The sequence below is a fragment of the Paenibacillus barengoltzii G22 genome, from assembly GCF_000403375.2.
Classification (GTDB): Bacteria; Bacillota; Bacilli; order Paenibacillales; family Paenibacillaceae; genus Fontibacillus; species Fontibacillus barengoltzii.
The window spans coordinates 922,096-945,337 of sequence record NZ_KE159653.1 but is presented as its reverse complement, the minus strand read 5'-3'; the positions used below and the strand labels follow the sequence as shown (position 1 = coordinate 945,337).

Annotated in this window: 20 protein-coding genes and 2 riboswitches; of the genes, 13 read left to right on the top strand and 7 right to left on the bottom strand. The window is 53.5% G+C overall.

The window, feature by feature from the left end:
• Positions 1 to 223 precede the first annotated feature (223 nt).
• From C812_RS12690 to C812_RS12655, 8 genes are all read left to right on the top strand, one after another.
• Positions 224 to 1,234, top strand: coding sequence for an ABC transporter substrate-binding protein (locus tag C812_RS12690; RefSeq protein WP_016313051.1), 1,011 nt, complete (start codon positions 224 to 226; stop codon positions 1,232 to 1,234).
• Entirely contained in the window at positions 1,231 to 2,280 is a 1,050-nt protein-coding gene (locus C812_RS12685; protein ID WP_016313050.1) for a FecCD family ABC transporter permease, read from the top strand. The genes C812_RS12690 and C812_RS12685 overlap by 4 nt, the downstream gene beginning before the upstream one ends.
• The gene (locus C812_RS12680; protein ID WP_016313049.1) at positions 2,277 to 3,068 is read left to right on the top strand and encodes an ABC transporter ATP-binding protein; all 792 of its coding nucleotides are present in this window, start codon (positions 2,277 to 2,279) and stop codon (positions 3,066 to 3,068) included. The genes C812_RS12685 and C812_RS12680 overlap by 4 nt, the downstream gene beginning before the upstream one ends.
• A 38-nt stretch (positions 3,069 to 3,106) precedes the next feature.
• Positions 3,107 to 4,186: a nicotinate-nucleotide--dimethylbenzimidazole phosphoribosyltransferase gene (cobT, locus tag C812_RS12675; protein ID WP_009226059.1), complete on the top strand. Its 1,080-nt coding sequence runs from the start codon at positions 3,107 to 3,109 to the stop codon at positions 4,184 to 4,186.
• Positions 4,186 to 4,776: a bifunctional adenosylcobinamide kinase/adenosylcobinamide-phosphate guanylyltransferase gene (gene cobU / locus C812_RS12670; RefSeq protein WP_016313048.1), complete on the top strand. Its 591-nt coding sequence runs from the start codon at positions 4,186 to 4,188 to the stop codon at positions 4,774 to 4,776. The genes cobT and cobU overlap by 1 nt, the downstream gene beginning before the upstream one ends.
• Positions 4,773 to 5,633: an adenosylcobinamide-GDP ribazoletransferase gene (gene cobS, locus C812_RS12665; RefSeq protein WP_016313047.1), complete on the top strand. Its 861-nt coding sequence runs from the start codon at positions 4,773 to 4,775 to the stop codon at positions 5,631 to 5,633. The genes cobU and cobS overlap by 4 nt, the downstream gene beginning before the upstream one ends.
• Before the next feature lie 531 nt (positions 5,634 to 6,164).
• Entirely contained in the window at positions 6,165 to 7,793 is a 1,629-nt protein-coding gene (locus C812_RS12660; RefSeq protein WP_016313046.1) for a cobyric acid synthase, read from the top strand.
• A 23-nt stretch (positions 7,794 to 7,816) separates the two neighbouring features.
• A riboswitch (cyclic di-AMP (ydaO/yuaA leader) is annotated at positions 7,817 to 7,959 on the top strand.
• 161 nt (positions 7,960 to 8,120) lie between these two features.
• The gene (locus C812_RS12655; protein WP_016313045.1) at positions 8,121 to 9,302 is read left to right on the top strand and encodes a KamA family radical SAM protein; all 1,182 of its coding nucleotides are present in this window, start codon (positions 8,121 to 8,123) and stop codon (positions 9,300 to 9,302) included.
• A gap of 71 nt (positions 9,303 to 9,373) precedes the next feature.
• Here C812_RS12655 and C812_RS12650 read toward each other — a convergent pair whose 3' ends face one another.
• Positions 9,374 to 11,065, bottom strand: a complete 1,692-nt coding sequence (locus C812_RS12650; protein ID WP_016313044.1) for a methyl-accepting chemotaxis protein — start codon at positions 11,063 to 11,065, stop codon at positions 9,374 to 9,376.
• A 257-nt stretch (positions 11,066 to 11,322) separates the two neighbouring features.
• The gene (locus C812_RS12645) at positions 11,323 to 12,408 is read right to left on the bottom strand and encodes a M24 family metallopeptidase (RefSeq protein ID WP_016313043.1); all 1,086 of its coding nucleotides are present in this window, start codon (positions 12,406 to 12,408) and stop codon (positions 11,323 to 11,325) included.
• Positions 12,409 to 12,609: 201 nt separating this feature from the next.
• Between C812_RS12645 and C812_RS12640 the strand changes: the two genes are divergently transcribed.
• Both C812_RS12640 and C812_RS12635 read left to right on the top strand, forming a co-directional pair.
• Entirely contained in the window at positions 12,610 to 14,133 is a 1,524-nt protein-coding gene (locus C812_RS12640; RefSeq protein WP_279626227.1) for an MDR family MFS transporter, read from the top strand.
• Positions 14,134 to 14,139: 6 nt separating this feature from the next.
• Entirely contained in the window at positions 14,140 to 14,721 is a 582-nt protein-coding gene (locus C812_RS12635) for a PadR family transcriptional regulator (RefSeq protein WP_016313041.1), read from the top strand.
• A 60-nt stretch (positions 14,722 to 14,781) separates the two neighbouring features.
• On the opposite strand, the gene C812_RS12630 is transcribed toward C812_RS12635, so the two are convergent.
• The 5 genes from C812_RS12630 to queC form a co-directional block, all read right to left on the bottom strand.
• Positions 14,782 to 15,759 (bottom strand): 2-hydroxyacid dehydrogenase, encoded by a 978-nt coding sequence (locus C812_RS12630; RefSeq protein ID WP_016313040.1) that lies wholly within the window; start codon positions 15,757 to 15,759, stop codon positions 14,782 to 14,784.
• A 58-nt stretch (positions 15,760 to 15,817) separates the two neighbouring features.
• Positions 15,818 to 16,315, bottom strand: a complete 498-nt coding sequence (gene queF / locus C812_RS12625) for a preQ(1) synthase (RefSeq protein WP_009226069.1) — start codon at positions 16,313 to 16,315, stop codon at positions 15,818 to 15,820.
• 297 nt (positions 16,316 to 16,612) lie between these two features.
• A complete protein-coding gene (gene queE, locus C812_RS12620) occupies positions 16,613 to 17,374 on the bottom strand; it encodes a 7-carboxy-7-deazaguanine synthase QueE (RefSeq protein ID WP_016313039.1) in 762 nt (253 codons plus the stop codon).
• Positions 17,367 to 17,861: a 6-carboxytetrahydropterin synthase QueD gene (queD, locus tag C812_RS12615; RefSeq protein WP_016313038.1), complete on the bottom strand. Its 495-nt coding sequence runs from the start codon at positions 17,859 to 17,861 to the stop codon at positions 17,367 to 17,369. Before queD ends, queE begins: the two co-directional genes overlap by 8 nt.
• Positions 17,858 to 18,526: a 7-cyano-7-deazaguanine synthase QueC gene (queC, locus tag C812_RS12610; protein WP_016313037.1), complete on the bottom strand. Its 669-nt coding sequence runs from the start codon at positions 18,524 to 18,526 to the stop codon at positions 17,858 to 17,860. The genes queD and queC overlap by 4 nt, the downstream gene beginning before the upstream one ends.
• Before the next feature lie 198 nt (positions 18,527 to 18,724).
• Positions 18,725 to 18,768, bottom strand: a riboswitch (PreQ1 riboswitch).
• A gap of 214 nt (positions 18,769 to 18,982) precedes the next feature.
• Here queC and C812_RS12605 point away from each other — a divergent pair.
• The 3 genes from C812_RS12605 (at position 18,983) to C812_RS12595 (ending at position 23,105) form a co-directional block, all read left to right on the top strand.
• Positions 18,983 to 20,491 carry a copper amine oxidase N-terminal domain-containing protein gene (locus tag C812_RS12605; RefSeq protein ID WP_016313036.1) on the top strand — a complete coding sequence of 503 codons (1,509 nt, stop codon included), beginning with the start codon at positions 18,983 to 18,985 and terminating at the stop codon, positions 20,489 to 20,491.
• A gap of 134 nt (positions 20,492 to 20,625) precedes the next feature.
• Complete coding sequence (locus C812_RS12600; protein ID WP_016313035.1) at positions 20,626 to 21,654, top strand: ABC transporter substrate-binding protein; 1,029 nt, start codon at positions 20,626 to 20,628, stop codon at positions 21,652 to 21,654.
• A gap of 230 nt (positions 21,655 to 21,884) precedes the next feature.
• Complete coding sequence (locus tag C812_RS12595) at positions 21,885 to 23,105, top strand: GTP-binding protein (RefSeq protein ID WP_016313034.1); 1,221 nt, start codon at positions 21,885 to 21,887, stop codon at positions 23,103 to 23,105.
• The last annotated feature ends 137 nt before the right edge of the window (positions 23,106 to 23,242 follow it).

The following is a 23,242-nucleotide window of genomic DNA, read 5'->3' as shown; positions in this document are numbered from 1 at the left end:
CTGCCAAGAGCATCATAGCTTGGCGCTGCCATCGTGGAGTCGCTCCGCTTTGCGTGCGCACAGCATGACTTTGTAGACGTAACCCCATCCGCTAGGATTGGGGTTTTTTCTTTGTGCCGATAGAGAGTTGGCCGCGCTTCTTCGCCGCCGGCTGCACAACGTACTGCTGGAACACAAGGCGATTCTTTATCTATTGCAAAATAAAGCAAGGGGAGATCTGGAAATGAGAAACTGGAGAAGACTAGGAAGCCTGTGGCTGCTGGCCCTGCTGCTGGTGCTTGCAGCCTGCGGTAACAATAACGCTGTCACCCCGGGATCAGGGAATACCGCTGACGCTGCACAGCCAACGCAAAATGCGGGAACGAACGCAGGGGCGGACAATTCGGCGGGACAGGAGACGACTTATCCTTATACCGTAACGGACTCGACTGGCAAAGAGTTCACGTTTGAGGCTGCGCCGGAACGCATCGTGTCGCTGGCACCTTCGGAGACGGAAACGCTGTTTGCGCTGGGGCTTGACGAGCAAGTGGCTGGTGTATCCGATCTGGATGATTATCCTGAAGCGGTGAAGGACAAGCCGCGGATGGGCGGATTTCAGGTGAACGTGGAGGCGATTGTGGCCGCGCAGCCGGATCTCATTCTTGCAGCGAGCGTGATTGACGAAGCGACGGTTAAAAACTTGACGGATATGGGATATAAAGTGTTCCAGTCCAATCCGAAGACAATCAACGAAGTAATGGAGCATATTCAGACCATTGGTGACATTACCAACCACCAGGCTGAAGCTGCCAACGTAGTCGACAAGATGAAGCAAGAGGTCCAAACGGTGACCGATGCGTTAGCTTCGCTCAGTGAAGACCAGAAGAAGAAGGTCTACATCGAGTTTTCTCCGGGCTGGACGGTGGGCAAAGGCGAGTTCATGGATGAGATGATCACGTTATCTGGCGGCATCAACGTTGCTTCCGATATCAAGGGATGGTCCGAGATCAATGAAGAACAAATTATTCAGGCGAACCCGGACGTTATTCTTTACGCGAAAAGCGTTGTTGACGAAAATAACCGGACGTTAGCGGATATCATTAAAGCCCGTTCAGGCTGGGATCAAATTTCGGCTGTGAAGGAGAACCGCATTATCGCATTGGACGATAATCTGCTGGCTCGTACGGGCCCTCGTGTCACGCAAGGACTCATTGAAGTCGCCAAGGCGGTTCACCCGGATTTGATCCAGCCATGAAGCGCGGCAAATTCGCCGGATACGGAGCCATTGGGCTCCTGCTGCTGGTCGTAACGCTGCTGCTCTGCATCGGCATCGGTTCCGTTTATGTGCCGGCTGGGGAAATCGCAGCAATTTTGCTGCATCGTATCCCGGGGTTCGACCGCCTGATCACGCCGGATTGGACGACGGCAGCAGAGCAAATCGTCATACAGGTCCGTTTGCCTCGCGTGCTGCTTGGGATGCTGGTCGGTGCTTCGCTCGCCGTGGCGGGCGCCGGCTTCCAAGGGGTGCTGCGCAACCCGTTGGCGGATCCGTTTACGCTGGGCGTATCGTCAGGCTCGGCAATCGGTGCGGCGGTGCTGATCTTTTTCGGATGGCAGTTTTCCCTGTTTGGGATCTTTACGCTACCGATGGTTGCGTTCCTGGCGGGGGCGGTTACGTTATGGATCGTGATTTGGCTGGCTAGAGAGAACGGACGGCTGCCGATTGAAAGTCTGGTTTTGTCCGGCGTCGTGATGCAATCGTTCCTAGGGGCTGTTGTCTCCTTTTTAACGGCAATGTCGAAGAAAACCATTAATGAAATTTACTATTGGACGATGGGCAGTTTAAGCTTGCGCGGATGGTCGTATACGGCCATCCTTTTGCCGTATTTGCTGCTGGGAGCCTTATTCCTTTGGAGCCGGGCTAAACATTTGAACCTGCTGACTTTAGGTGAACGTCAAGCCTCCCATTCCGGGATGGCCGTAGAACGAACCAAACTAGCTGTGTTGCTCGTTGCTACACTGATGACGGCGGCTGCGGTATCCGTGTCAGGGGTAATCGGATTCGTAGGCCTGGTCGTTCCGCATATGATCCGTCTGATCACCGGCCCGGATTATCGGCTGATCATTCCTTTGTCGGCGCTGGGCGGCGGGATATTTATGATGTGGAGCGACTTGGCGGCTCGCTCGCTGCTGGCTCCAACGGAGGTCCCGCTGGGCATCGTCACCGCCTTTGTGGGGGCGCCTTTCTTTGGGTATCTGTTGTATCGGAAGAAGAAACAGAGGGAGGAGGAGCTGCGTTGATCAAGGTGTCTGGGGTTGCCAAGGCGTTTGGCCGGCTGGAGGTGCTTCACGGTGTGGACTGGCAGGTTGGCTCCGGTGAGTTTTGGGGCTTGATTGGACCCAACGGCAGCGGCAAAACAACCTTGCTCAACTTGATCTCCGGCGTGGAGAAGCCGGATGCCGGCGAGATTGCGTTGAGCGGACGACCGCTTTCGTCGTATTCGCGCAAGGAGCTGTCGCGCAAGGTCGCCGTCCTTCAGCAGGACGGGCTTCCGGCTGTGGCTTTTACGGTGCGTGAAGTGGTGGAAATGGGGCGGTTCGCCCATCAGGATTGGCGCGGCAAGGAGATCGGCGGGGCGAAGGCAGGCGAACGCCTCATTGATGGAATTATGGAACGTCTCGACCTGAAGGAGCTGGAGCATCGTCCGCTGAGTGCGCTTAGCGGGGGGCAACGCCAGCGGGTAGCACTTGGGAAGGTGATGGCTCAGCAGCCCGAGCTGGTGCTGCTCGATGAACCAACAACCTATTTGGATTTGCGTTACCAGATGCAATTTATGGAGCTGGTGGCCGAATGGCAGCGCGATGCCGGACTTACCGTCGTTTCAGTGATGCATGATTTGAATTTGGCTGCCTTGTTTTGCAGCCATCTCTTAGTGATGAGCGGCGGGCAAATTGTGGCGCAAGGCGCGCCGGACGGCATTTTGTCACTGGAGCTGGTTGAAACCGTATTTGGAGTTCAGGCCCACCAAGTGGTTCATCCGGATTCGGACGTTCCGCAGCTATTGCTGCGCCGGGCAAGTTTAGGTTAAGGGTACGAGTCAGTAATACAGAAAAGGGGAATATGGTTATGGCATACAATTCAGTCGAACAGCTTGCGCAAGCAATTACTCCTTTGGACGAAGCAGCGATGAAAGCGGCGCAGGTCCATTTGGACCAGTTGACGAAGCCGCCGGGAAGTCTCGGGAAGTTGGAAGGATTGGCAGTGAAGCTGGCAGGCATCACGGGAATCATTCGTCCGGAGTTTCCAAAACGGTCGGTAATCGTAATGGCGGCGGACCATGGCGTTTGTGAGGAAGGGGTCAGCGCGTTTCCGGCAGAAGTGACGCCGCAGATGGTGCATAACTTTTTGGCCGGCGGCGCAGCGGTGAATGTGCTGGCACGCCAGGCTTCGGCTGACGTCGTTTGCGTGGATATCGGGGTGAATGCAGAGATGTCACATCCGGGGCTGCTGCAACGTAAGTTGCGTTACGGGACAGGAAATATGGCCAAGGGACCGGCGATGAGCCGGGAGGAAGCCGAAGCCGCCATTCGAGTTGGGGCCGAGGTGGTGGCTGATGCGGTGTCCCAAGGCGTTCGACTGTTCGTCACCGGGGAGATGGGTATCGGAAACACCACAGCCAGCGCTGCGATCATGAGCAGTCTGACGGGGATCGCACCGCAGCAGAGCGTTGGGCGTGGAACCGGGGTCAACGATGAACGGCTTCGGCACAAAATTTCCGTCGTGGAGCGGGCGCTGGAGGTCAATCGCCCGAATGCCAACGATCCGCTGGACGTGCTAGCTAAAGTCGGCGGGCTGGAGATTGCCGGAATGACTGGCGTCATTCTGGGAGCCGCAGCTCATCGCTGCCCGGTCGTGATCGACGGCTTTATTTCAACTGTGTCCGCGCTGCTGGCGGTACGTATACAGCCGAATGTGGCCGACTATATTATTGCTTCGCACGTCTCCCACGAGCAGGGACACCGTGCGCTCCTGCAGGAGCTTGGCCTTAACCCGATGCTGGAGCTGGATATGCGGCTTGGGGAAGGCACAGGCGGCGTGCTGGCGCTCCATCTTGTAGATGCGGCTTGCCGGATCGTTGCTGAAATGGCGACGTTCGAAAGCGCGGGCGTCGCGTCCGGTGAAGGAAATGGTGGGGGGACCGAGTGATGAAGATCCTGGTGACCGGCGGAGCCCGCAGCGGCAAAAGCACATTCGCTGAACGTTGGGTCATGAAACAGGCAACATCCGCTGATTACGTTGCAACGGCGCAAGCGTTTGACGATGAGATGAAGGCCCGTATCAGGTTGCACCAGCTCCAGCGGGAGCAAAGCGGGTTCACCTGGACGACGCATGAAGCGCCGCTTGAACTAGCAGAGATGCTGCAGGAGTTAGGTAAGCGGCCCGTTGCAAAGGAGGGCGCGGCCGCCGAAGCCGCGGGTCCGGTTGTGCTGGTCGACTGCCTGACGTTATGGTTGTCGAACGTGCTGCTGAGCGCATCGGAACAGGCCGATGGTGTGGACGCCGTTTTGACGCGGGAAATTGAGCGGTTGACCGCTGCGGCCGAGGCTTTTCCCGGCACTTTGGTGATGGTTACAAATGAGGTCGGCAGCGGGATCGTGCCGGAGTATCCGCTTGGCCGGCAATATCGGGATTGGGCCGGGCTGCTGAACCGAACGATGGCGTCGATCGCGAATCAGGTGTTTCTGGTTACCGCCGGCATCCCCATCGAGTTGAAAAGCAGGGAGTATCGCTTATGACGAACGGACCAGAGCACAAAGCGCCCTCCGGGGCGGGTAAGCATGGAGCTCTGCAGCCGATCTTGGCGGCCTTCCAGTTTCTGTCACGCTTTCCGGTACGGGCTGAACTGGATTTTACAACGGACTTGCTGCGGCGCAGTATCCCCTATTATCCGCTTGTCGGAGCAGCAATCGGCGCTGTTGTCTGGGCAGGCGGTTTGCTTGCCGACTGGCTGCTTCCTTCGTACCCGGCAGCCATCCTTTCCTTATTGATTTGGGTTGGATTAACTGGAGGTTTGCATTTGGACGGTTGGATGGACACGGCCGACGGACTGCTGAGCTACCGGTCACGCGACAAGATGCTTGAGATCATGAAAGACAGCCGGGTAGGCGCCATGGGCGTTCTGGCCTGCGTCCTATTGCTGATGCTCAAAGCCTCGCTGCTGACCTCGCTCTTCCAAGGGGGCCTGCTGACGTCAGGACTGGCGATATGGCTGGCACCTCTGTGGAGCCGGTGGTTTATGACCTGGGCGATGCACCGCTGGCCCAAGGCCCGGCAAGGTGAGGGATTGGCTGCGCAATTCCACGGCTTCAGCGAACGGGATGCCTGGGGGAGTACCATCATGGCGGTGACGATATCCGTTGTAGTGTTGCTGCTCACTTTGCTCGTGTCGCTGGGAGGAATGGACGAATCGGCTTTGCTGCGATCGCTGCTGTTTATCGGCTTGTCTCCCTTTATCGCCTGGGCGGCGGGAACTTGGGCCGCTCGACGAATCAATGCCAAGCTCGGCGGTTTGACCGGCGATACCTACGGGGCGCTGGGCGAAGGGCTGGAAGCGGTACTGTTGTTGCTTGCGGTGCTGATCTTTTCAAATTGATATTTCAAGGTCAGAGGCGCTTTAGGCGGAAGGGAGACCTTTGGCTTTGGGCGCTTTTGCACCATTATCCCCTTGGATCAGAACCAAGGAGAAGAGAAAGGTAGAACTAGATCGAGAGATCCATCGGTATTCCAAAGTGAGTATAGGTCGGCAGTAGGTAGCATAGCGGCAATCGAGCACGTCTCTGCAAGCTAACTGGGCGAAAGGGATAATTTATGTTGCTGCGGGCTTCTTTGCACCATTATCCCCTTGAATCAGAATCAAGAAGGTTAGAGTTGGGAAGGCGAAATAAGGTACCTAAGAGATAAAGACGGACAGCTGGAAGCGGAGAAACATGTTGGGCAAGCACCACCGGCTGAGTGAAAGGGATAATGGTGAAAAAGCGTGCGGAATTACCACTGGCTGAACGAAGGGGATAATGGTGAAAAAGCGTGCGGAATTACCACTCCCCTGAACAAAAGGGATAAAGGTGCAAAAGGGCCTGACGAGACATGGTACTACACGTACGGATTCGGAAGGAGGGAACGCGCGATGGGCGAAAAGCATAAGAAGCTTTGGGATCAGGATCGGGAAAAAGGCGAACCAACAACATCAGGGGCTGTACTCATGGTTCAAGGGACAGCGTCTGACGTGGGGAAGAGTGTGATCGTGACGGCGCTGTGTCGTATTTTTGCGCAGGATGGGCTTCGACCGGCTCCGTTCAAGTCACAAAATATGGCCTTGAACTCGTATGTTACGGCGGACGGCCAAGAAATTGGACGGGCCCAAGGGATTCAGGCGGAGGCTTGCGGCATCGCTGCCACCACCGACATGAATCCGGTATTGATCAAGCCAACCGGGGACATGCACTCGCAGATCGTTGTGCATGGGCGTCCTTACCGTCACCTTAGCGCATCTGATTATCGTGAGGAGTTTCTGCCCCATGCCAAGCCGCTGGTCATGGAAGCGCTCGGTCGGCTCCGCGATAGGCATGGCATTGTGGTGATCGAGGGGGCTGGGAGCCCGGCGGAGATCAACCTGAAGCAACGGGATATCGTTAACATGAACTTGGCTGCATGGGCGGATGCTCCCGTGATTTTGGTGGGGGATATCGACCGCGGCGGGGTATTTGCCTTTCTTGTTGGTACCCTGGAGCTGCTTGAACCGCACGAACGCGCCCGCGTAAAAGGGTTCATTATCAATAAGTTTCGCGGCGATCTGTCTCTGTTGCAGCCTGGCCTGGATTGGCTGGAGCAGCGGACCGGAATCCCCGTACTTGGAGTTCTACCCTACCTAAATGATCTGGAGATCGAAGCGGAGGATTCCGTAGTCCTGGATACCTATCCAGCTCGTTCAGAGCCATCTGCAACGAAGGAACTGGATATCGCCGTCATCCGTTATCCGCATATTTCTAACTTCACGGATTTTGACCCGTTGGCAGCCGAACCGGACGTATCGTTACGTTATGTAAGCAAGCTGTTAGAACTTGGACATCCCGATGTGGTGATCTTGCCGGGGACAAAGGATACGATCAGCGATCTGGAATTTTTGCGCAGGCAAGGGCTGGCGGAGGCAGTTTGCAACCTGATCGAAAAGGGGACGCACACCCAGCTGGTCGGAATTTGCGGCGGATATCAAATGCTGGGCGAACAACTGCATGACCCTGAAGGCGTGGAGTCCAATGAACCGAGGTCGGCATTGGGCTTGGGTCTGCTCCCCTTGGCTACAACCTTCCTCCCAGGTAAAAAAACGGTGCGCGTGCACGGATATACGTGCGAAGACCATCCGATCGCATTGCATCCTCAGAACCAGGAGCTGCCGATCTCAGGCTATGAGATTCATGCCGGATCAACTCAGCAGTTGCGGGACACTCAACCATTATTTCTACTTCGAGTCGCTGAGGGGGGGGATCAGCTTGAAGCGCAGACGCATCCGGAAGGTGCAGCCCGCGCTGATGGCAGGGTGTTTGGAACGTATCTGCATGGGGTGTTCCATAATGATGCTTGGCGGCGTTCATGGCTGGATGGACTGCGGATGACCAAAGGGCTGGAACCTTTGAACGTTACCTTTGTTTCTTCCTCACGGAAGGAGGAAGCCTTCGATCGGTTAGCGGAGCAGGTTCGCAGGCATCTGCGCATGGATCTCATTTACGACATTGCTGGGATCCAAGGTAAGCTTTGACAAATTGGGTAAGGATAAGGTAGGATAAAAGTACGCTTAATTTTCGATGGGTAAAGTCGAAAAGCGGGGGAACCAATCTTTTGGGGCGAATCGTTTCAGGTTTAACGTAGGGAACCATCTTTCCCGAGCCCGTCAGCTAACCTCGTTTGCAGTGGATGGGTCATTTTAATATTATTTCAGTCATCAACTAATGACCCTGTTCTTTGAAGCGGGGTCTTTTTGCGTTCTGCAAGACCTTTGACCCGAGCATTCGGCGGAGTACTCGCATTCACTGCAAGTTTCGAGCTTCTTCTTTACGCATCGTACTAATAAAGGAGGAGAGGATCTATGGCTAGTCCGAAGTACATCACCGATATTGCCAAGGTGAGCCAGTTGTCCGAGCAGGAGCGTCAGGAGTTGAAACCGATTACCGACAAATTCGTTTTTCGAGTGAACGACTACTATTTGAGTTTGATCGACTGGAATGATCCGGAGGACCCGATCCGCAAGTTGGTGATCCCCAATACGGGAGAACTGAAGGAATATGGGCGCTGGGACGCTTCTGACGAAGCGGCGAACTATGTGGTGCCTGGCTGCCAGCACAAATATCGAACGACCGCGCTGCTGATTGTGTCCGAGGTTTGCGGCTCCTATTGCCGGTACTGCTTCCGTAAACGGTTATTCCGCAACGATGTGAAGGAAGCGATGGCGGATGTCACACCTGGCATTGAGTACATCGCACAGCATCCGGAGATTAATAACGTCCTGTTAACCGGCGGTGACAGCTTGATTTTAGCGACCAGAAAGCTGCGTTCGATTCTCGAGAAGCTAAGAGCTATTGAACATGTAAAAATCATCCGCCTCGGTTCCAAAATTCCTGTGTTTAATCCAATGCGTATTTATGAAGATCCGGAGTTGCTGGATCTAATTCGGGAGTTCTCCACTGTTGATCAACGGATTTATGTTATGGCGCATATCAATCATCCGCGCGAAATTACCCCTGAGGCCAAAAGAGGGTTCCAGGCGCTGCACGACGCCGGGGCTATCGTGGTCAATCAAACGCCGATTCTCAAAGGCATCAACGATGATGCGGCCGTACTTGGTGAATTGCTAGATCGCTTATCTTGGGCTGGCGTCACTCCGTACTATTTCTTTATCAATCGTCCCGTAGCCGGAAATGCTGACTTTGTCATCCCGTTGAAACGAGCGTATGAGCTAGTAGAGGAAGCGAAAGCCCGTACTTCAGGGCTTGGAAAGCGCGTGCGATTATCGATGAGTCATTCTTCAGGAAAAATCGAAATCCTGGCTATCGAAAACGGGCAGGCCTATCTCAAGTATCATCAGTCCCGGGACGGTGAATACGGCAAGTTTATGATTTTGCCTTGCCCGGATGATGCGACCTGGTTTGACGATTTGCCAGGCAGTGAAGCATACTGGAAGAAGCCGGAAAAGAGGCTGGATTCGAAGGCGGATACGCAATCGGATCAGACCACGGAAGATGCGGCTTCTGCAAGCCCAGTGACGATTTAAGGGATAAAATAAAACGTACCCTTTCCGTTTCTCCGATCAGGGGAACGTGAAGGGTACGTTTATTTTTAGAGTCAGATCCGGAATTTTGCAATCGATTCTTGCAACGACAACGCCTGCTCATACAGTGAGCGAACTGTACGCGCGTGCGCTTCCATTTCGTCCAGCTGTTGCTGCGAGTAGCTGCTGATTTGCTCCATGTTCTCCAGCGATTTGGCGGTAATATTGGCCGATTCCTCTACCGATGCGGTGACTTCCTCGGTACCGGCAGATACCTCTTGGGTGGAGGCTGAAACCGATTGAATCGTCAAGTTCACGTTCTGAATCAGCTTCGTTAATTGTTCAAACGCTTGCCCCGCTTGCTTTACCCGTTCGGTTCCGGAGACGATCTCCTCGCTGGCCCGTTGCATGGCGTTGACCGAATTTTCCGATTCTTCTCGGATACTGAGCAGGTTCTCTCCGATTTCCTCCATCGCTTGGCGGGACTGCTCAGCCAGCTTACGAACTTCCTCGGCCACGACAGCAAAGCCTTTGCCGTGTTCGCCGGCACGTGCAGCTTCAATCGCCGCGTTCAGCGCCAAAATATTAATTTGCTTCGTAATTTCTGTAATGGTTACTACTACGTTCGAAATGGACTCGGAGCGATCGTTCAGCGTACGGATATGCTCCAGCGTTCGATTAGCCGCATCTTCGACATGCTGCATTTGCGTAACCGCTGTTTGCGCCAAATGATTTCCGGCGTCAGCCTCCTCCGCAGCTTGTCCAATCCGTTCCGTGACTTCGGCAGATGAAGACGCAATGTGCTGTACACCTTGGGAAATTTCTTCCATGGCCCGGGCGTTTTCGGCTGCTGCGGAAGCAATCGTCATGCTGCCCGCTTCGATTTCCTTCGTAGCTGCATTGGAGCGGGCAATCAAATCTTCAAACGTTGTCACCGAACGGGATAAGTTCTCAGATCCGTCTACGACCACTTGGGACGTTTGCATCACTGCAGCGAACATGTTTTTGAGCTGATGTGTCATCGTTTGGAAGCTTCCGGCTAGTTGGGCAATTTCGTCATGTCCTTTCACTTCGATGGCATGACGGAAGTCTCCGCCAGCCATTTGCTCCGTGACCATCACCAGCTTGCGAATTGGCTTCGTGATTCGCGTACTTGCAAAATACGCTGCGGCCATGCCCACCACAATGACAAGTAAGGTGATGCCGATACAGATGAACAAAATTTGGTCTTTCTTCTTATCGATGAAGGTAGCGTCAAGGCCTACGGCGAGCATGGCTTTACTGCCGGGAATCGCGATAAAAGCCGTTTTGTGCGAGCCGAATTTGTCTGTATACAATTCACTGATTTGTACCCCGCCACCAGCTGCAGCAGTCATGGCCGGTTGGATCTCCAGCTTGTCACCGGGAGCCATCTCCGAGTTCTCATTTGTTGCCAGAACGGTAGCGCCGTCTTCTTGAATATGTAGTAAGTAAGCATTACTTAAGTTGTATTCTTCAGCGCTCTTCGTCAAATACGATTCCACCGTAAAACGGGAGTTATCTTTGCCGCTGAGCAATTGCAGGGATTGGGTCGTATCTAACCGTTTGAAGATGTCTTGAGTACTAGTAAGCAGCACTTTATCGAACTGTGGCAGCACATTCTGCTCGATGATCCCCATAGAGATGTTATAAAAGCTGACACTAAATAAAAGTGAAGATACGACGATAATCGCCGCATAGGTACTCATCAATCTGCGGCTGATGGAGCGATTAATGACATTGAACACGAGAATCCTCTCCGTTTCCCCTTTAAAAATGTGATGTATACGCTTGGCTGTCTCTATTCTTTTTAACCAGCGGTTCATAAGTATCATTTTATAGGAAAAAAGGTCCTTTGAAAACGAAAAAATACTACTTTTTTTGGTTTTCGTAAAAAGTTTCAAAAAAAACGTCTAAATCTATCGGAAAATGGATAAAAAGAGAGCCCTGCGACCCTTTTTTGCAGATCACCAGAGCTCTTCGAGCACAAAAGTAACATATCATGTTAGATATGTGCTAATTGTTTTGGATAAGAAGTGAGAACTTCAACGCCGGTTGCGGTGACTAGAACGTCGTCTTCGATACGAACTCCTCCGACGCCAGGCACATAAATGCCAGGTTCAACCGTAAAGACGTGGCCTTCTGCGAGAAGAAATTCGTTCTCCCCATGAACCGAAGGGAACTCGTGTACATCGATCCCCAGCCCATGGCCAAGGCGATGGATAAAATAAGGTCCATAACCGGCAACTTCAATCACTTCACGGGCGGCGCGGTCAATGGAGGCGAAGGTGACGCCTGGCCGAATGGCAGCAATCGCAGCTTCGTTAGCTGCCAGCACCGTTTCATAAATCCGGACCAGTTCCTCGGACAGTTCGCCCACCGCAAAGGTACGCGTAATGTCGGAGGCGTAGCCATCCGCATAAACGCCGATGTCAAACATCAGCAGGTCGCCGCGCCGGATTTGCCGATCACCGGGGACGCCATGCGGCAGGGCGGTTTTCTCGCCGGACAGCACCATGGAATCGAAGGAAGGTCCGTCTGCACCAAGCTTGCGGATTTGGTACTCGACTTCTGCAACCAGCTCATTTTCGGTTACGCCTTCCTTTACTTTTTTCAGCGATTCGCTGAGCACCTGTTCGATCAGATCTACGGCATGCTTGATTTTGCCAACCTCTTCCGGGCTTTTCCGCACCCGCATGTCCCGAAGCCACGGTCCAATATCAACTGATCCGGAGAAGGAGAGCTTCTCCTGCATCCGCTCATAATTTGCCACCGAGACTTGCTCCTTCTCAAAGCCCAGCGTCCCTAGCGAGCCCCCGAGTCGTTGCTTCAAGATCGCGTAAGGATCATCTGTATCGCCATGGGTAAGGATCTCCGTTACGTCCGCCGCTTTACGGGCAGCCTCTTCATCCAGTGCAGGGACAACCAGAAAAGGCTCGCTTCCCGCTTGAAGGACGGCGCCGAGGAAGCGTTCATGCGGATTGCTGAGAAAGCCAGTCAGGTAATACACATGCTTCGGATCCGTAATTAGCAGCGTATTGACGCCGGAATCACGCATTTTGCGTTCTAATGCAGTCCATTTATCATTCATTGGGCAAAAAACTTCCTTTCGTTCAGTCTCTTGTTCCATTATAGGCCAAAGCAGGGAGGAACGATAGTTAGAGTCGTTGCGCCGGGCGGGCAGGGGTGAGACGGATGACTTTTTTAGGCAAAAGGTTTACTTTTTAAATATTTTCAATAAAATAGGAAGAGGTAATCCTATTCAAATTTGAATATAAACAAAGGAGAGAAGATTTTGGCTACCGCAACGAAAAAATCGACCCGGCTCATCTTGTTCGGATTGATGCTGGGGATTCTGATGTCGGCGATGGACAACACGATCGTAACAACGGCGATGGGAACGATCGTTGCTGATTTAGGTGGGATGGAGCAGTTCGTTTGGGTGACTTCGGCCTATATGGTGACGGTGATGGCGGGGACGCCGATTTTCGGCAAGCTGTCGGATATGTATGGCCGGAAACGCTTCTTCTTATTTGGCATCGCCATGTTCCTGCTTGGCTCTGTGTTATGTGGGCTCGCCGGAAGCATCGTGCAGCTGAGTATATTCCGGGCGATCCAGGGGATCGGCGGGGGAGCGCTGATGCCGATTGCGTTTACGATCATTTACGATATCTTCCCGGTGGAGCAACGCGGGAAAATGACCGGCCTAATGGGTGCCGTGTTTGGCACGTCGAGTATTTTTGGCCCGTTGCTGGGTGCATTTATCACGGACTCGCTGAGTTGGCATTGGGTTTTCTATATTAATGTACCGATCGGCATCGTGTCATTGGTGTTGATTATCCTCTACTACAAGGAGTCGCTGACGCATGCGAAGCAGCAGATCGACTGGGGCGGGGCGTTTACCTTGGTTGGCGCCGTGGTGTGTCTGATGTTTGCCTTGGAGCTGGGCGGCGAGAAATATGCATGGAATTCTGCCGTGATTTTGGGCTTGTTTGCGGGTTTTGCCGTGCTGTTTGTCGCGTTCCTGCTGTACGAAACGAAAGCGCAAGAGCCGATCATTTCATTTGAAATGTTCAAAAACCGGCTTTACGCGACAAGTTGTTTATTGGCGTTATTTTACGGGAGTGTATTTATCGTTGCGACGGTATACATTCCAATCTTCGTGCAGGGCGTCTATGGCGGCTCAGCGACCAACTCCGGCATTATTCTGATGCCCATGATGATCGGCTCGGTGGTTGGCAGTATGCTGGGCGGGATGCTCGCTTCCCGGATCCCCTATCGCACGGTGATGGGCTTGTCGGTGATTTGCTTCGTTGGCGGTATTTTTGCGCTGAGTACGTTAACGAATGACTCGTCTCGCTTGTTGCTTACGCTTTACAGCATCTTGACCGGATTTGGCGTTGGCTTCTCCTTCTCGGTGCTCAGCATGGCATCTGTGCATCACTTTGACATGCGGCAGCGCGGAGCGGCGACCTCAACCAACTCGTTCCTTCGATCGTTAGGGATGACGCTGGGGATTACGATCTTTGGCATCGTGCAGCGCAACCTGATGTCGGGGGCGATGGCCGATGCATTTGCTGGAATGGGACAAGGCGGCGGGAACTTCGGCGATACTCAGGAAGCATTAAGCCCGGAGAAAAGAGCGCTGATTCCGCCTGAGATTTTGGACAAGATTACAGAGGCGTTGTCCACTTCAATTGCCCATACGTTTATGTGGGCCCTCGTTCCTACCGTTGGCGCCGTGCTCGTCGTACTCGCCATGCCGAAGGACCGGATCGAGCGCAAGGCGTTAAAGCCGTCGGAACAGCGGGGGTAATCGGGAATGAAAGGTGTAGCGATCCGTCTTTGTATTTTGGGTTTGCTGCTTGAGGAGGATCAGCATCCTTATGAGATGCTCATCCGCATCCGGGATCGGTTCCTCGATCAGCACGGCAATTTCAAAATCGGCTCGCTGTATTACGCCGTCGACCAGTTGGCCAAATCGGGAGATATTGAGGCAGTGGAAACGATTTACGGCGAGGGACGTCCGGACAAGACGGTCTATCGGATCACGGACAAGGGTCGGGAGTATTTTCAGAAGCTGCTGATCGAACGGTTCCAGGAGGAAGTGTCCGCCTATCATCCGCTGCATGTTGCTTTGGCATTTGCCAGACATGGGGATCGGGAGAAGCTGATCGCCATGCTGCAAGACCGAATTCGTAATGCGGAGCATGAGGTCAATTTGAGCTACCAGGTTTACGAAGAACATCGGGGGATCGTGCCAAGGAGCGTACTGCACTTGATGGTGGGACGTTACGAGCATGCCCGGACAGAGCTTAATTGGCTGCGGCGGCTGCTCAAAGACGCTGAAGCCGGACAACTAGGGAACCGCGAGCCGGTTGATTTACTCAACGAAGAGGAATAAAAAAAAGAAACTCCCCGGGTACCGTGCGCGGCTTGCGCTGACGGTATCCGGGGAGTTTTTTTATGCATCCGGTCGCAATTCTTTGACCAAGCTTGGCGGTGTTCGGCCTTCGAGGGCAGCCACCAGGTTTTCTGCGGCTCGCATCGCCATTTGCCGGCGAGTTTGGTCTGTCGCTGAGCCGATATGCGGCAAGGTTACTACGTTCGGCAGCTTCAACAGCGGATGGTCCGGATCGATCGGTTCCTTCTCGAACACATCCAATCCTGCACCGTAGATTTGGCGGTTCTGCAAGGCGGCGGTCAGCGCTTGCTCATCAACGGTAGCCCCTCTGGAGGCGTTGACGAACACGGCCGTCGGCTTCATCAAAGCAAATTCCCGAGCGCCGATCAGCTTGCGCGTTTCCGGTGTGAGCGGCGTGATTAGCACGATAAAATCCGCTTCCTTCAGCAGCTCATCCAAGGTGCAATAGGTCGCACCCAGTCTAGCTTCGGCCTCCGGTTTCCGGCTGCGGTTGTGATACAACACCTGCATCCCAAAGCCGAATTGCCCGCGGTGGGCCACGGCTTCGCCAATTTCGCCCATTCCGATGATGCCAAGCTTCTTATGGTGGACGTCAAGACCAAACAGGTTTTGGCCGTCCCCGCGTTTCCATTTCCCTGCTTTCACATATCGGTCCAGTTCCGATACCCGGCGGGCGACGTCCAGCATCAAGGCGAGAATCAAGTCGGCGACGGTGTCATTCAGAACGGCGGAGGTGTTGGTCCCCAGCACGCCGCGGGCTTTCATTGCTTCGAGATCAAAGTTGTTGTAGCCAACGCTGATATTGCTGACAACTTTTAATTTGGGAGCATGATCCAACAGCTCCTGATTGATGCTGCGGTCCGCGGTCAACAATCCCTCAACATCGCTTAAGCTGGCGAGAAGCTGGGCGCGAGTGATCGGTTCGTCACCTTCCCACTTGCTGATTTCACAATGCTCGGCCAGATAATGCTCGACTTCTGGGGGGATCGGGCGGGAGATAAACACTTTTGGTTTCATGAGGTTCTCCTCTCTCAGGGGATAACTCCGTTGTTACGCACACCACGTAAACAAAGGATTAGCGATTATCGACTTTCTCCGGATACATGTCATGATTCAACAGGCGATGCTCCGCCATCGCTTCGTACTTGGTGCCGGGACGACCATAGTTGCAGTAAGGATCGATGGAGATGCCGCCGCGCGGCGTAAATTTGCCCCAAACTTCGATGTATTTCGGATCCATGAGCTTGATCAAATCGTTCATGATGATGTTCACACAGTCCTCATGGAAATCGCCATGGTTGCGGAAGCTGAACAGGTAGAGCTTGAGCGACTTGCTTTCCACCATTTTGATATCGGGAATATAGCTGATGTAGATGGTGGCGAAGTCAGGCTGTCCCGTGATCGGACAAAGGCTGGTAAACTCCGGGCAGTTGAATTTTACAAAATAATCACGGTACGGATGTTTATTGTCAAAGGTCTCTAATACCTCAGGCGCGTAGTCAAAAGGATATTTGACGCCCTGGTTGCCCAGCAGGGTTACGTCTTGCATTTCTTCGGGTTTTCTTCCGGCCATATGAAGCCCTCCTTATAGATATATTCGCGTTGCCGTATGGGCTGTGCGTAAGGGATTGCGTGAAACGGTGTACGGGGGGAAAGGTTAGGGCAAAAGCTCTAACGGACCGTACAGCCTTTATTTGCTGATTTCCCGGCTATTTCCCGCTGTAACGGACTCCAACGCCCTTATTGGGGTTCATTCGCAGCCGATGTGCTGCTTCTCTGCGAAATAAGGTCTTCTGAGTCCGTTAGAACGGGGAAGCCCCCTTGGAGCCGCAAATAACGTCTCTAGTGTCCGTTAGCCGCGGGGGCCCCGCTACACGCCTCGTTTGTTGCCCCAGACGAGGGCATGCAGCTGCGGCAATACCCGGACGTTGTTCAAATCCGGCGTGGCCATCACCTTGTCGATGAGCGCTTCGTAGCGGCGCAGCAAGTCGGACGCATGCTCCTGGATGTCCATCCGCTTCACGTCCGGGTTCCCTACCTGCACATACATCGGCACGTTGGGGTAGCGGGCGTGCACTCGCTTGGCATAGGCGAGATCGTCGTCATCGAACACGACGACCTTCAAGCTGACGGCCAGCGGGTGCGGCCGGGCAGCCAACCTGGTGACGATATCGTCCAGCACGTCCCAGTTGGTGTCCATGCCCGAGCTTGGCGGCTTCGGCGACAAGGTCACCTGGTCGATCTCGGCCAGCCAATCCTGCCAGCGCGAGCCTTGGGTCTCGACCGCGACGGCGATCCCTTCGGCGTGAAGCAGCTCCACCAAGCCAGCCAGCTGCGGCAGGAGGGCAGGGTTGCCGCCGGACAAGGTGACATGGGAGAAACGGTCGCCTCCGATGTCGCGCAGCTCGCCAAGGATCTCCGCTGGAGTGAGGCGGCGGATCATATCCTTCCCGCTGCCGTCCCAGGTGAAGGCGGAGTCGCACCAAGAGCAGCGATAGTCACAGCCGGCGGTGCGAACGAACATCGTTTTTTGCCCGATCACCATCCCTTCACCTTGGACAGTGGGGCCGAAAATCTCCATAACAGGGATCGGCAGTTCGCGATGTTCTTGCAAGGTTGCATCCTTATTCATCCCGCATCCACTCCCGTCTTGCTTCCGCATAGCTGGTAGGCGTTTCATAGAGGCGGACGAACTCTGTCCGAGCCTCCAGCACCGGATTGCGATAAGCTTCCGATTGCAACGCCTCTTCCATCTTCTCGAACAGCCACACCACCATATTTTCGGCGGTGGTATTCATCGGCGGCAGCGTTTCATTAATATAACGATGGTCCAGATAAGTTTCAATTTCGTTCTTCCAAATCTCCTTGATCGTGCCAAAATCAATGGTCATGCCGATCTCATCCGGCCGGCCGCTGATGCCAAACACTACTTTGTACGTGTGGCCGTGCAGGTTTTTGCACTTGCCGTCGTACGCGTGCAGGTGGTGTGCGGCATCAAATGTGAACTCCTTGCTCACCAGCACCCGGCGACGGTGATAACGCAGCTGGTCCCGACGGATGTCTTGGTCCAGCTTCTGCAGCGCTTCAACGATGCGAAATTCTCCCGGTGTCCGTTTCATCGTGAGTTCGCCTCCTGGCGTTCCTGCAAGTATTTATCGAGCCCGGCTTTTCTCAGCTTGCAGGCCGGACATTCGCCGCAACCGTCGCCGATGATGCCGTTGTAGCAGGTGAGCGTCCGTTCACGGACGAAATCAAACGCTCCAAGCTCATCGGCCAGCTTCCAGGTCTCCGCCTTGTCAATCCACATCAGCGGCGTATGGATCACAAACTCGTAATCCATCGCCAAATTCAAAGTTACGTTCAGCGACTTCACAAATACGTCGCGGCAGTCGGGGTAACCGCTGAAGTCGGTTTCGCATACGCCGGTGACGATATGCTTGGCACCGACGCCTTTGGCAAGAACGGCAGCAAAGCTGAGGAAGAGATGGTTCCGGCCGTCCACAAACGTGCTTGGCAGTTCTCCCTCTTGATGCTCAATCGCAATGTCGCTGCGCGTCAAAGCATTGGCCGTTAATTGCCCAAGCAGGCTCATATCCAGTACGGTGTGCTTGATCCCAAGCTCAGCGGTAATCGATTTGGCACATTCGATCTCCAGCTTATGGCGTTGACCGTAATCAAATGTCACGGCCTCGACCTCGCCGAATTGCTGGATCGCCCAGAACAGACAGGTCGTGCTATCTTGACCGCCGCTGAACACCACAACTGCTTTTTCCTTTTTAAGCATAAAAAAACCCTCCGTCTTCTTTAATAGTGAAGCGGGAATCGTTCGTCCCCGGCCCATTGTGATAGAAGAAAGAGAGTTCTTGAACTGATCACAAAAAAACAAGCCCATTTCGACCGGCAGGCTGTCCTTAGCGCTGCGACTCCGTTGCCGTACAGCAAATGGCATGCGAGCGCGAAGAACCCGCCGAATCAAGGCAGGGCATTTATAGTTTTTTATAGAGGGAGTTCTCGAACCTCTCCCGTGCATTTCCATGAGGATTCGCACGGATTTCTTCTTCAATTTCGTGATGCGCTGGGGTTCAGGCCCCTAGGCACAAACCCCATTATAACATATTTTGCGCGCAGGGGAAGTGAAGGGAGGGGGTGGTGTACTTTTTTTAATGAAATTACGTAATTTTGGTTCACAAACGAGCGAATCTCACCGATAATGGAAGAGATTAACTCTAGGAGGGATATCATGCGAAAAATCAAAGGGTTGGCCATTCTACTGTCGCTGCTCCTGGTAGCGCTCACGGGATGCCAGGCGGTTGGCGGATTTGATGTGGCCAAAGCGCTAGCCAACAGCACCAAGACGATGAGCAGTGAGTCGAAACAGACGGTGACCGTCGAAGTTGTACCGGCTGAATCGGCTAAGTTGACGGCAGAAGACCAAAAAGCCATTGATCTCATTAATTCTTTCTCTCTGAATATCGATAGTGCTAAGGTGCAGGATACCAAACATATCTCGATGAAAGGCTCCGTTGGCTTGAAGGGTGAGAAGATTCCGTTCCTCTTCTCCATGGACGACAAGGGGATTGCGCTGCAGGTTGAAGGCGCGAAGCAGCCGTTGTACATACCTCAGACGATTGAGGGCGTGGACCTGCCTGACATGAGCGGCTTGGAATCCGGGGCGCAGGAGCTTAGCGTCAAGTTGGCTGATTTCGTACTGAAGCATTTCCCGAATCCTTCGGTGTTGACCGTGAAGCAAACGTCCTCGCAGGTGAACGGGGAGACGCTGAGCTTGACGAACCTGCATGCCGAAGTGCGCGGTGACGAGCTGTTTGAGCTGATTAAGCCGTTCCTCGCCAGCGCGGTGAAGGATGAGCAGGGGCTGAAAGATCTGATCGGTGGTTACTACGATCTGTTGATGCCAATTCTGAACCTGTCGGGTGTTGAGGAGGATGCCGAAATCACGCCGGAGCAGGCGCAGGAAGCGAAGAAGGAAGCCGTGGATGAGCTGTACAAAGAACTTCAGCAAGGCATTGAAGAGCTGCTGTCTTCTTACGACCAAAAGGTAGCCGAATTGTTCGCAGAGATGCCGGAGCTGGCAACGGTATTTGGCAAGGATACGGTGCTGAAACTGGATCTCTATTTTGATGGCAAGCTGAACATCCGCAAACAAGCTATGGAATTGAACATCGCGCTGCCGGCTTCCGAGGATCTGCCGATTTCTGCGATTAAAGTGCGCAGCGACAGCGAAATGTGGAACATCGGCGGGACGGTCACCGCGGACCAAGTGGATACAAGTGCCGGTGTGATTGACGTGACGGAAGCAGAGTTGACTCCAGGGCAAATTTTGCGCAATTTCCAAGGTTCTGCTCCGTTGTACAAATTGCTCAAAGAAGACCTGGATTTGACCCATAAACAGCTTGTACTTGATACCCAAAGCGACTACTATGGATTGATCACGAAGAACGGCACCTCCTTTGTGCAGTTGCGTTACTTGTCTGAACAATTAGACGCCGAAGTGAAATGGGCACCGGAGACCAAACAGATTATTGTAATCGATGACCTGACTGGCAAGGAGATCGTCCTCAAAGTTGGCTCGAAGCAAGCAACGGTAGGTGGCGAGGCGGTTACGCTGAACCAGCCAGCTTTTGTGCATGAGGATGGGATGACTTACGTGCCGCTCCGCTTCCTGGCAGAGGCGCTTGGCGCATCTGTGGATTTCGACGCTGACGGCTGGATTACGATCATTAGAGAGTAAGCAAAAATGGACCTTTCCGAGCTATCCTGAGGATGGCTTAGGGAAGGTCCTATATTTTTGGCTGGAGATTGATTAATTGCCCCTGCCCAGGTATAATGATAATCATTATCAATAGAAAATGGGGGCAGTACAACATGAAGGTTTTCAAACATCGCTTTCTTGCGGTGGCGACGGTGCTGTTGCTGACGTTCGTGCTTGCGGCTTGCGGCCAAAACAGCGGCAATACGGCAAACGATGCGGCATCGAACAATAATGCAGCAGGAAACGCGCAATCCGGCAACGGATCCAATGATTCTGCCGAAGGACAAGCGGCAACGAAGGTTTACAAGGACTACACCGGGCAAGAGGTTGAGATTCCAACCCATCCACAGCGGATTGTATCGATTACACATCTGGGTGACCTGTTGGCTCTCGGCGTGAAGCCGGTTGGGGCAGGCTCACTTGCTTTGGAAAATTCGGTTCTGCTGAACAAGGAACTGGAAGGCGTGGAAAGCGTCGGCGATATCTCCGTAGAGAAAGTGCTGGAGCTTCAGCCGGATCTGATTATTGTTCCAACCTATACGCCAGCCGATATCGTTGAGCAATTGAAGAAAATCGGTCCGGTTGTCACTCTCGCCACCACGGGCTGGGAAGGCATTGACCCGTTGGAGGAAGTGAAGACGGTGGGCGAAATGCTGGGCCGTGAGCAACAAGCAGAGGAATTTATTACCCGATATAAACAAAAAGCCGAGGAGGCCAAAGCCAAACTCAGCGAGGTCATTGGACCTGACGAAACCGTTGGGACGTATTCAATCTGGGCGAAGAACTTCTGGGTATGGCCGAAAACTCGGGATGCCGGCTATAACCTGTACGAAATGTTTGGCTTGAAGCCGCAGGAGAAGATCGAGAAAGAGGTATTCCCGACTACGGGCGCAGATATTTCGTTGGAGGTCGTTCCGGAATATGCTGCGGACCATATGTTTGTGACAGTGTATGAACCGGACGGCGGGAAGGAACGTGCAGAGGAAGTCATGAATGGACCGGTGTGGAAAAACATCCCTGCCGTGAAAAATAACCATGTGTACCTGCTGAACTACAAAGAGTTCTGGATGGTCGATGGACTAAATCTGGAGAAACAGCTGGATATTCTGGTGGATCTGATCGTCAGCCAAAATCAGAAATAAACCAAACTAAGAGGGCCGTTCCTCGCGTCGTTTGCCGATGCGGAGAACGGCTTTTTCATGTTTAACGACAACCGTCGTGTTGGTTTACAGGGCATGCTGGTCATCACCTCGCTCCATATCAATAGTTGACAAAGCCCAGGAAAGGAAGATATAGTATGGATTGTTAATCGTAAAAATTACGAATAAATCAGAATGGGTTCTGGTCTTAAATACGAAGGGAGATGAAACGAATGACGGAGCATCGAGTGCGTCCGATTCCTGTTACGGTGCTGTGCGGCTATTTAGGGTCGGGCAAAACGACGCTGCTGAACCACGTCTTAAGCAATCGCCAAGGGCTGAAGGTGGCGGTGATCGTCAATGATATGAGCGAAATTAACGTCGATGCGGATTTGATCAGCGCCGGAGGGAGTTTGTCCCGCACGGAAGAGAAGCTGGTGGAGCTATCGAACGGCTGCATTTGCTGCACACTGCGTGAGGATTTGCTCAGAGAGGTGCAGAAGCTGGCTGCGGAGGGTCGGTTCGATTACATCTTAATCGAGTCCACGGGCATCAGCGAACCGGTGCCGATCGCACAAACGTTTACTTATGCGGACGCTGAGACAGGGATTGATTTGACGGGGATCGCCAAGTTGGACTGCCTGGTTACCGTGGTAGACGCTTACCGGTTCTGGCAGGATTTCTCCTCCGGCGAGACGCTTCTGGAACGCGGGCAACAAGCAGGGGAAGACGACAACCGCGATGTGGTGGATTTGCTGATCGATCAAATTGAGACCTGCGACATTTTAATTTTGAACAAATGTGATCTCGTGGACGAGGAGGAGCTGAAGGAACTGGAGGGGGTCCTGCGCAAGCTGCAGCCAACCGCCAAGTTTATCCGCTCTACCATGGGCCGTGTAGATCCGCAGGAAATTTTGAACACGGGCTTGTTCGATTTCGAGAAAGCCAGTCAATCCGCGGGATGGAGTCGGGAGCTGGAACTGGAAAACCATACTCCGGAAACCGAGGAATATGGCATCGGTTCGTTCGTCTATCGACGGAGACGTCCGTTTCATCCAGAGCGGTTGGCTGAGTTTATGAGCGAATGGCCAGAGGAAGTGGTACGGGCGAAAGGGCTCGTCTGGATTGCAACCGCAGGGGATCTGGCGGCCAATTTAAGTCAGGCGGGGCCATCGATTCAATTTGGTCCGGCCGGGTATTGGTTAGCCTCATTGTCTGAACGTGAGCGGGAAGAAATGTTTGCGGAAGAGCCTGAGTTGCGGCGCAAATGGGACGATGTGACGGGTGACCGGATCACTGAACTGGTGTTTATCGGCATTGGAATGGATCGCAGCGGGATCGAACGGGAGCTTGATGCATGCCTGTTAACCGACGAAGAGATGCAGATGAACTGGGGAGACTTCCCTAATCCGCTGCCATGGATTTCGGCGGAAGAGCTGGCGAACGCCAATTAAGATTTATTCTTAAGTCCAGCGGTATGATGTCAAGCTGTTGATTTAATCGAATTGGAAATTTCCCGTGCCTGTTGAGCGCGGAGTCACGAAAAAAGGGCGCATCAAACCAAACCCAGCCAAAAACCATGTCAGATACC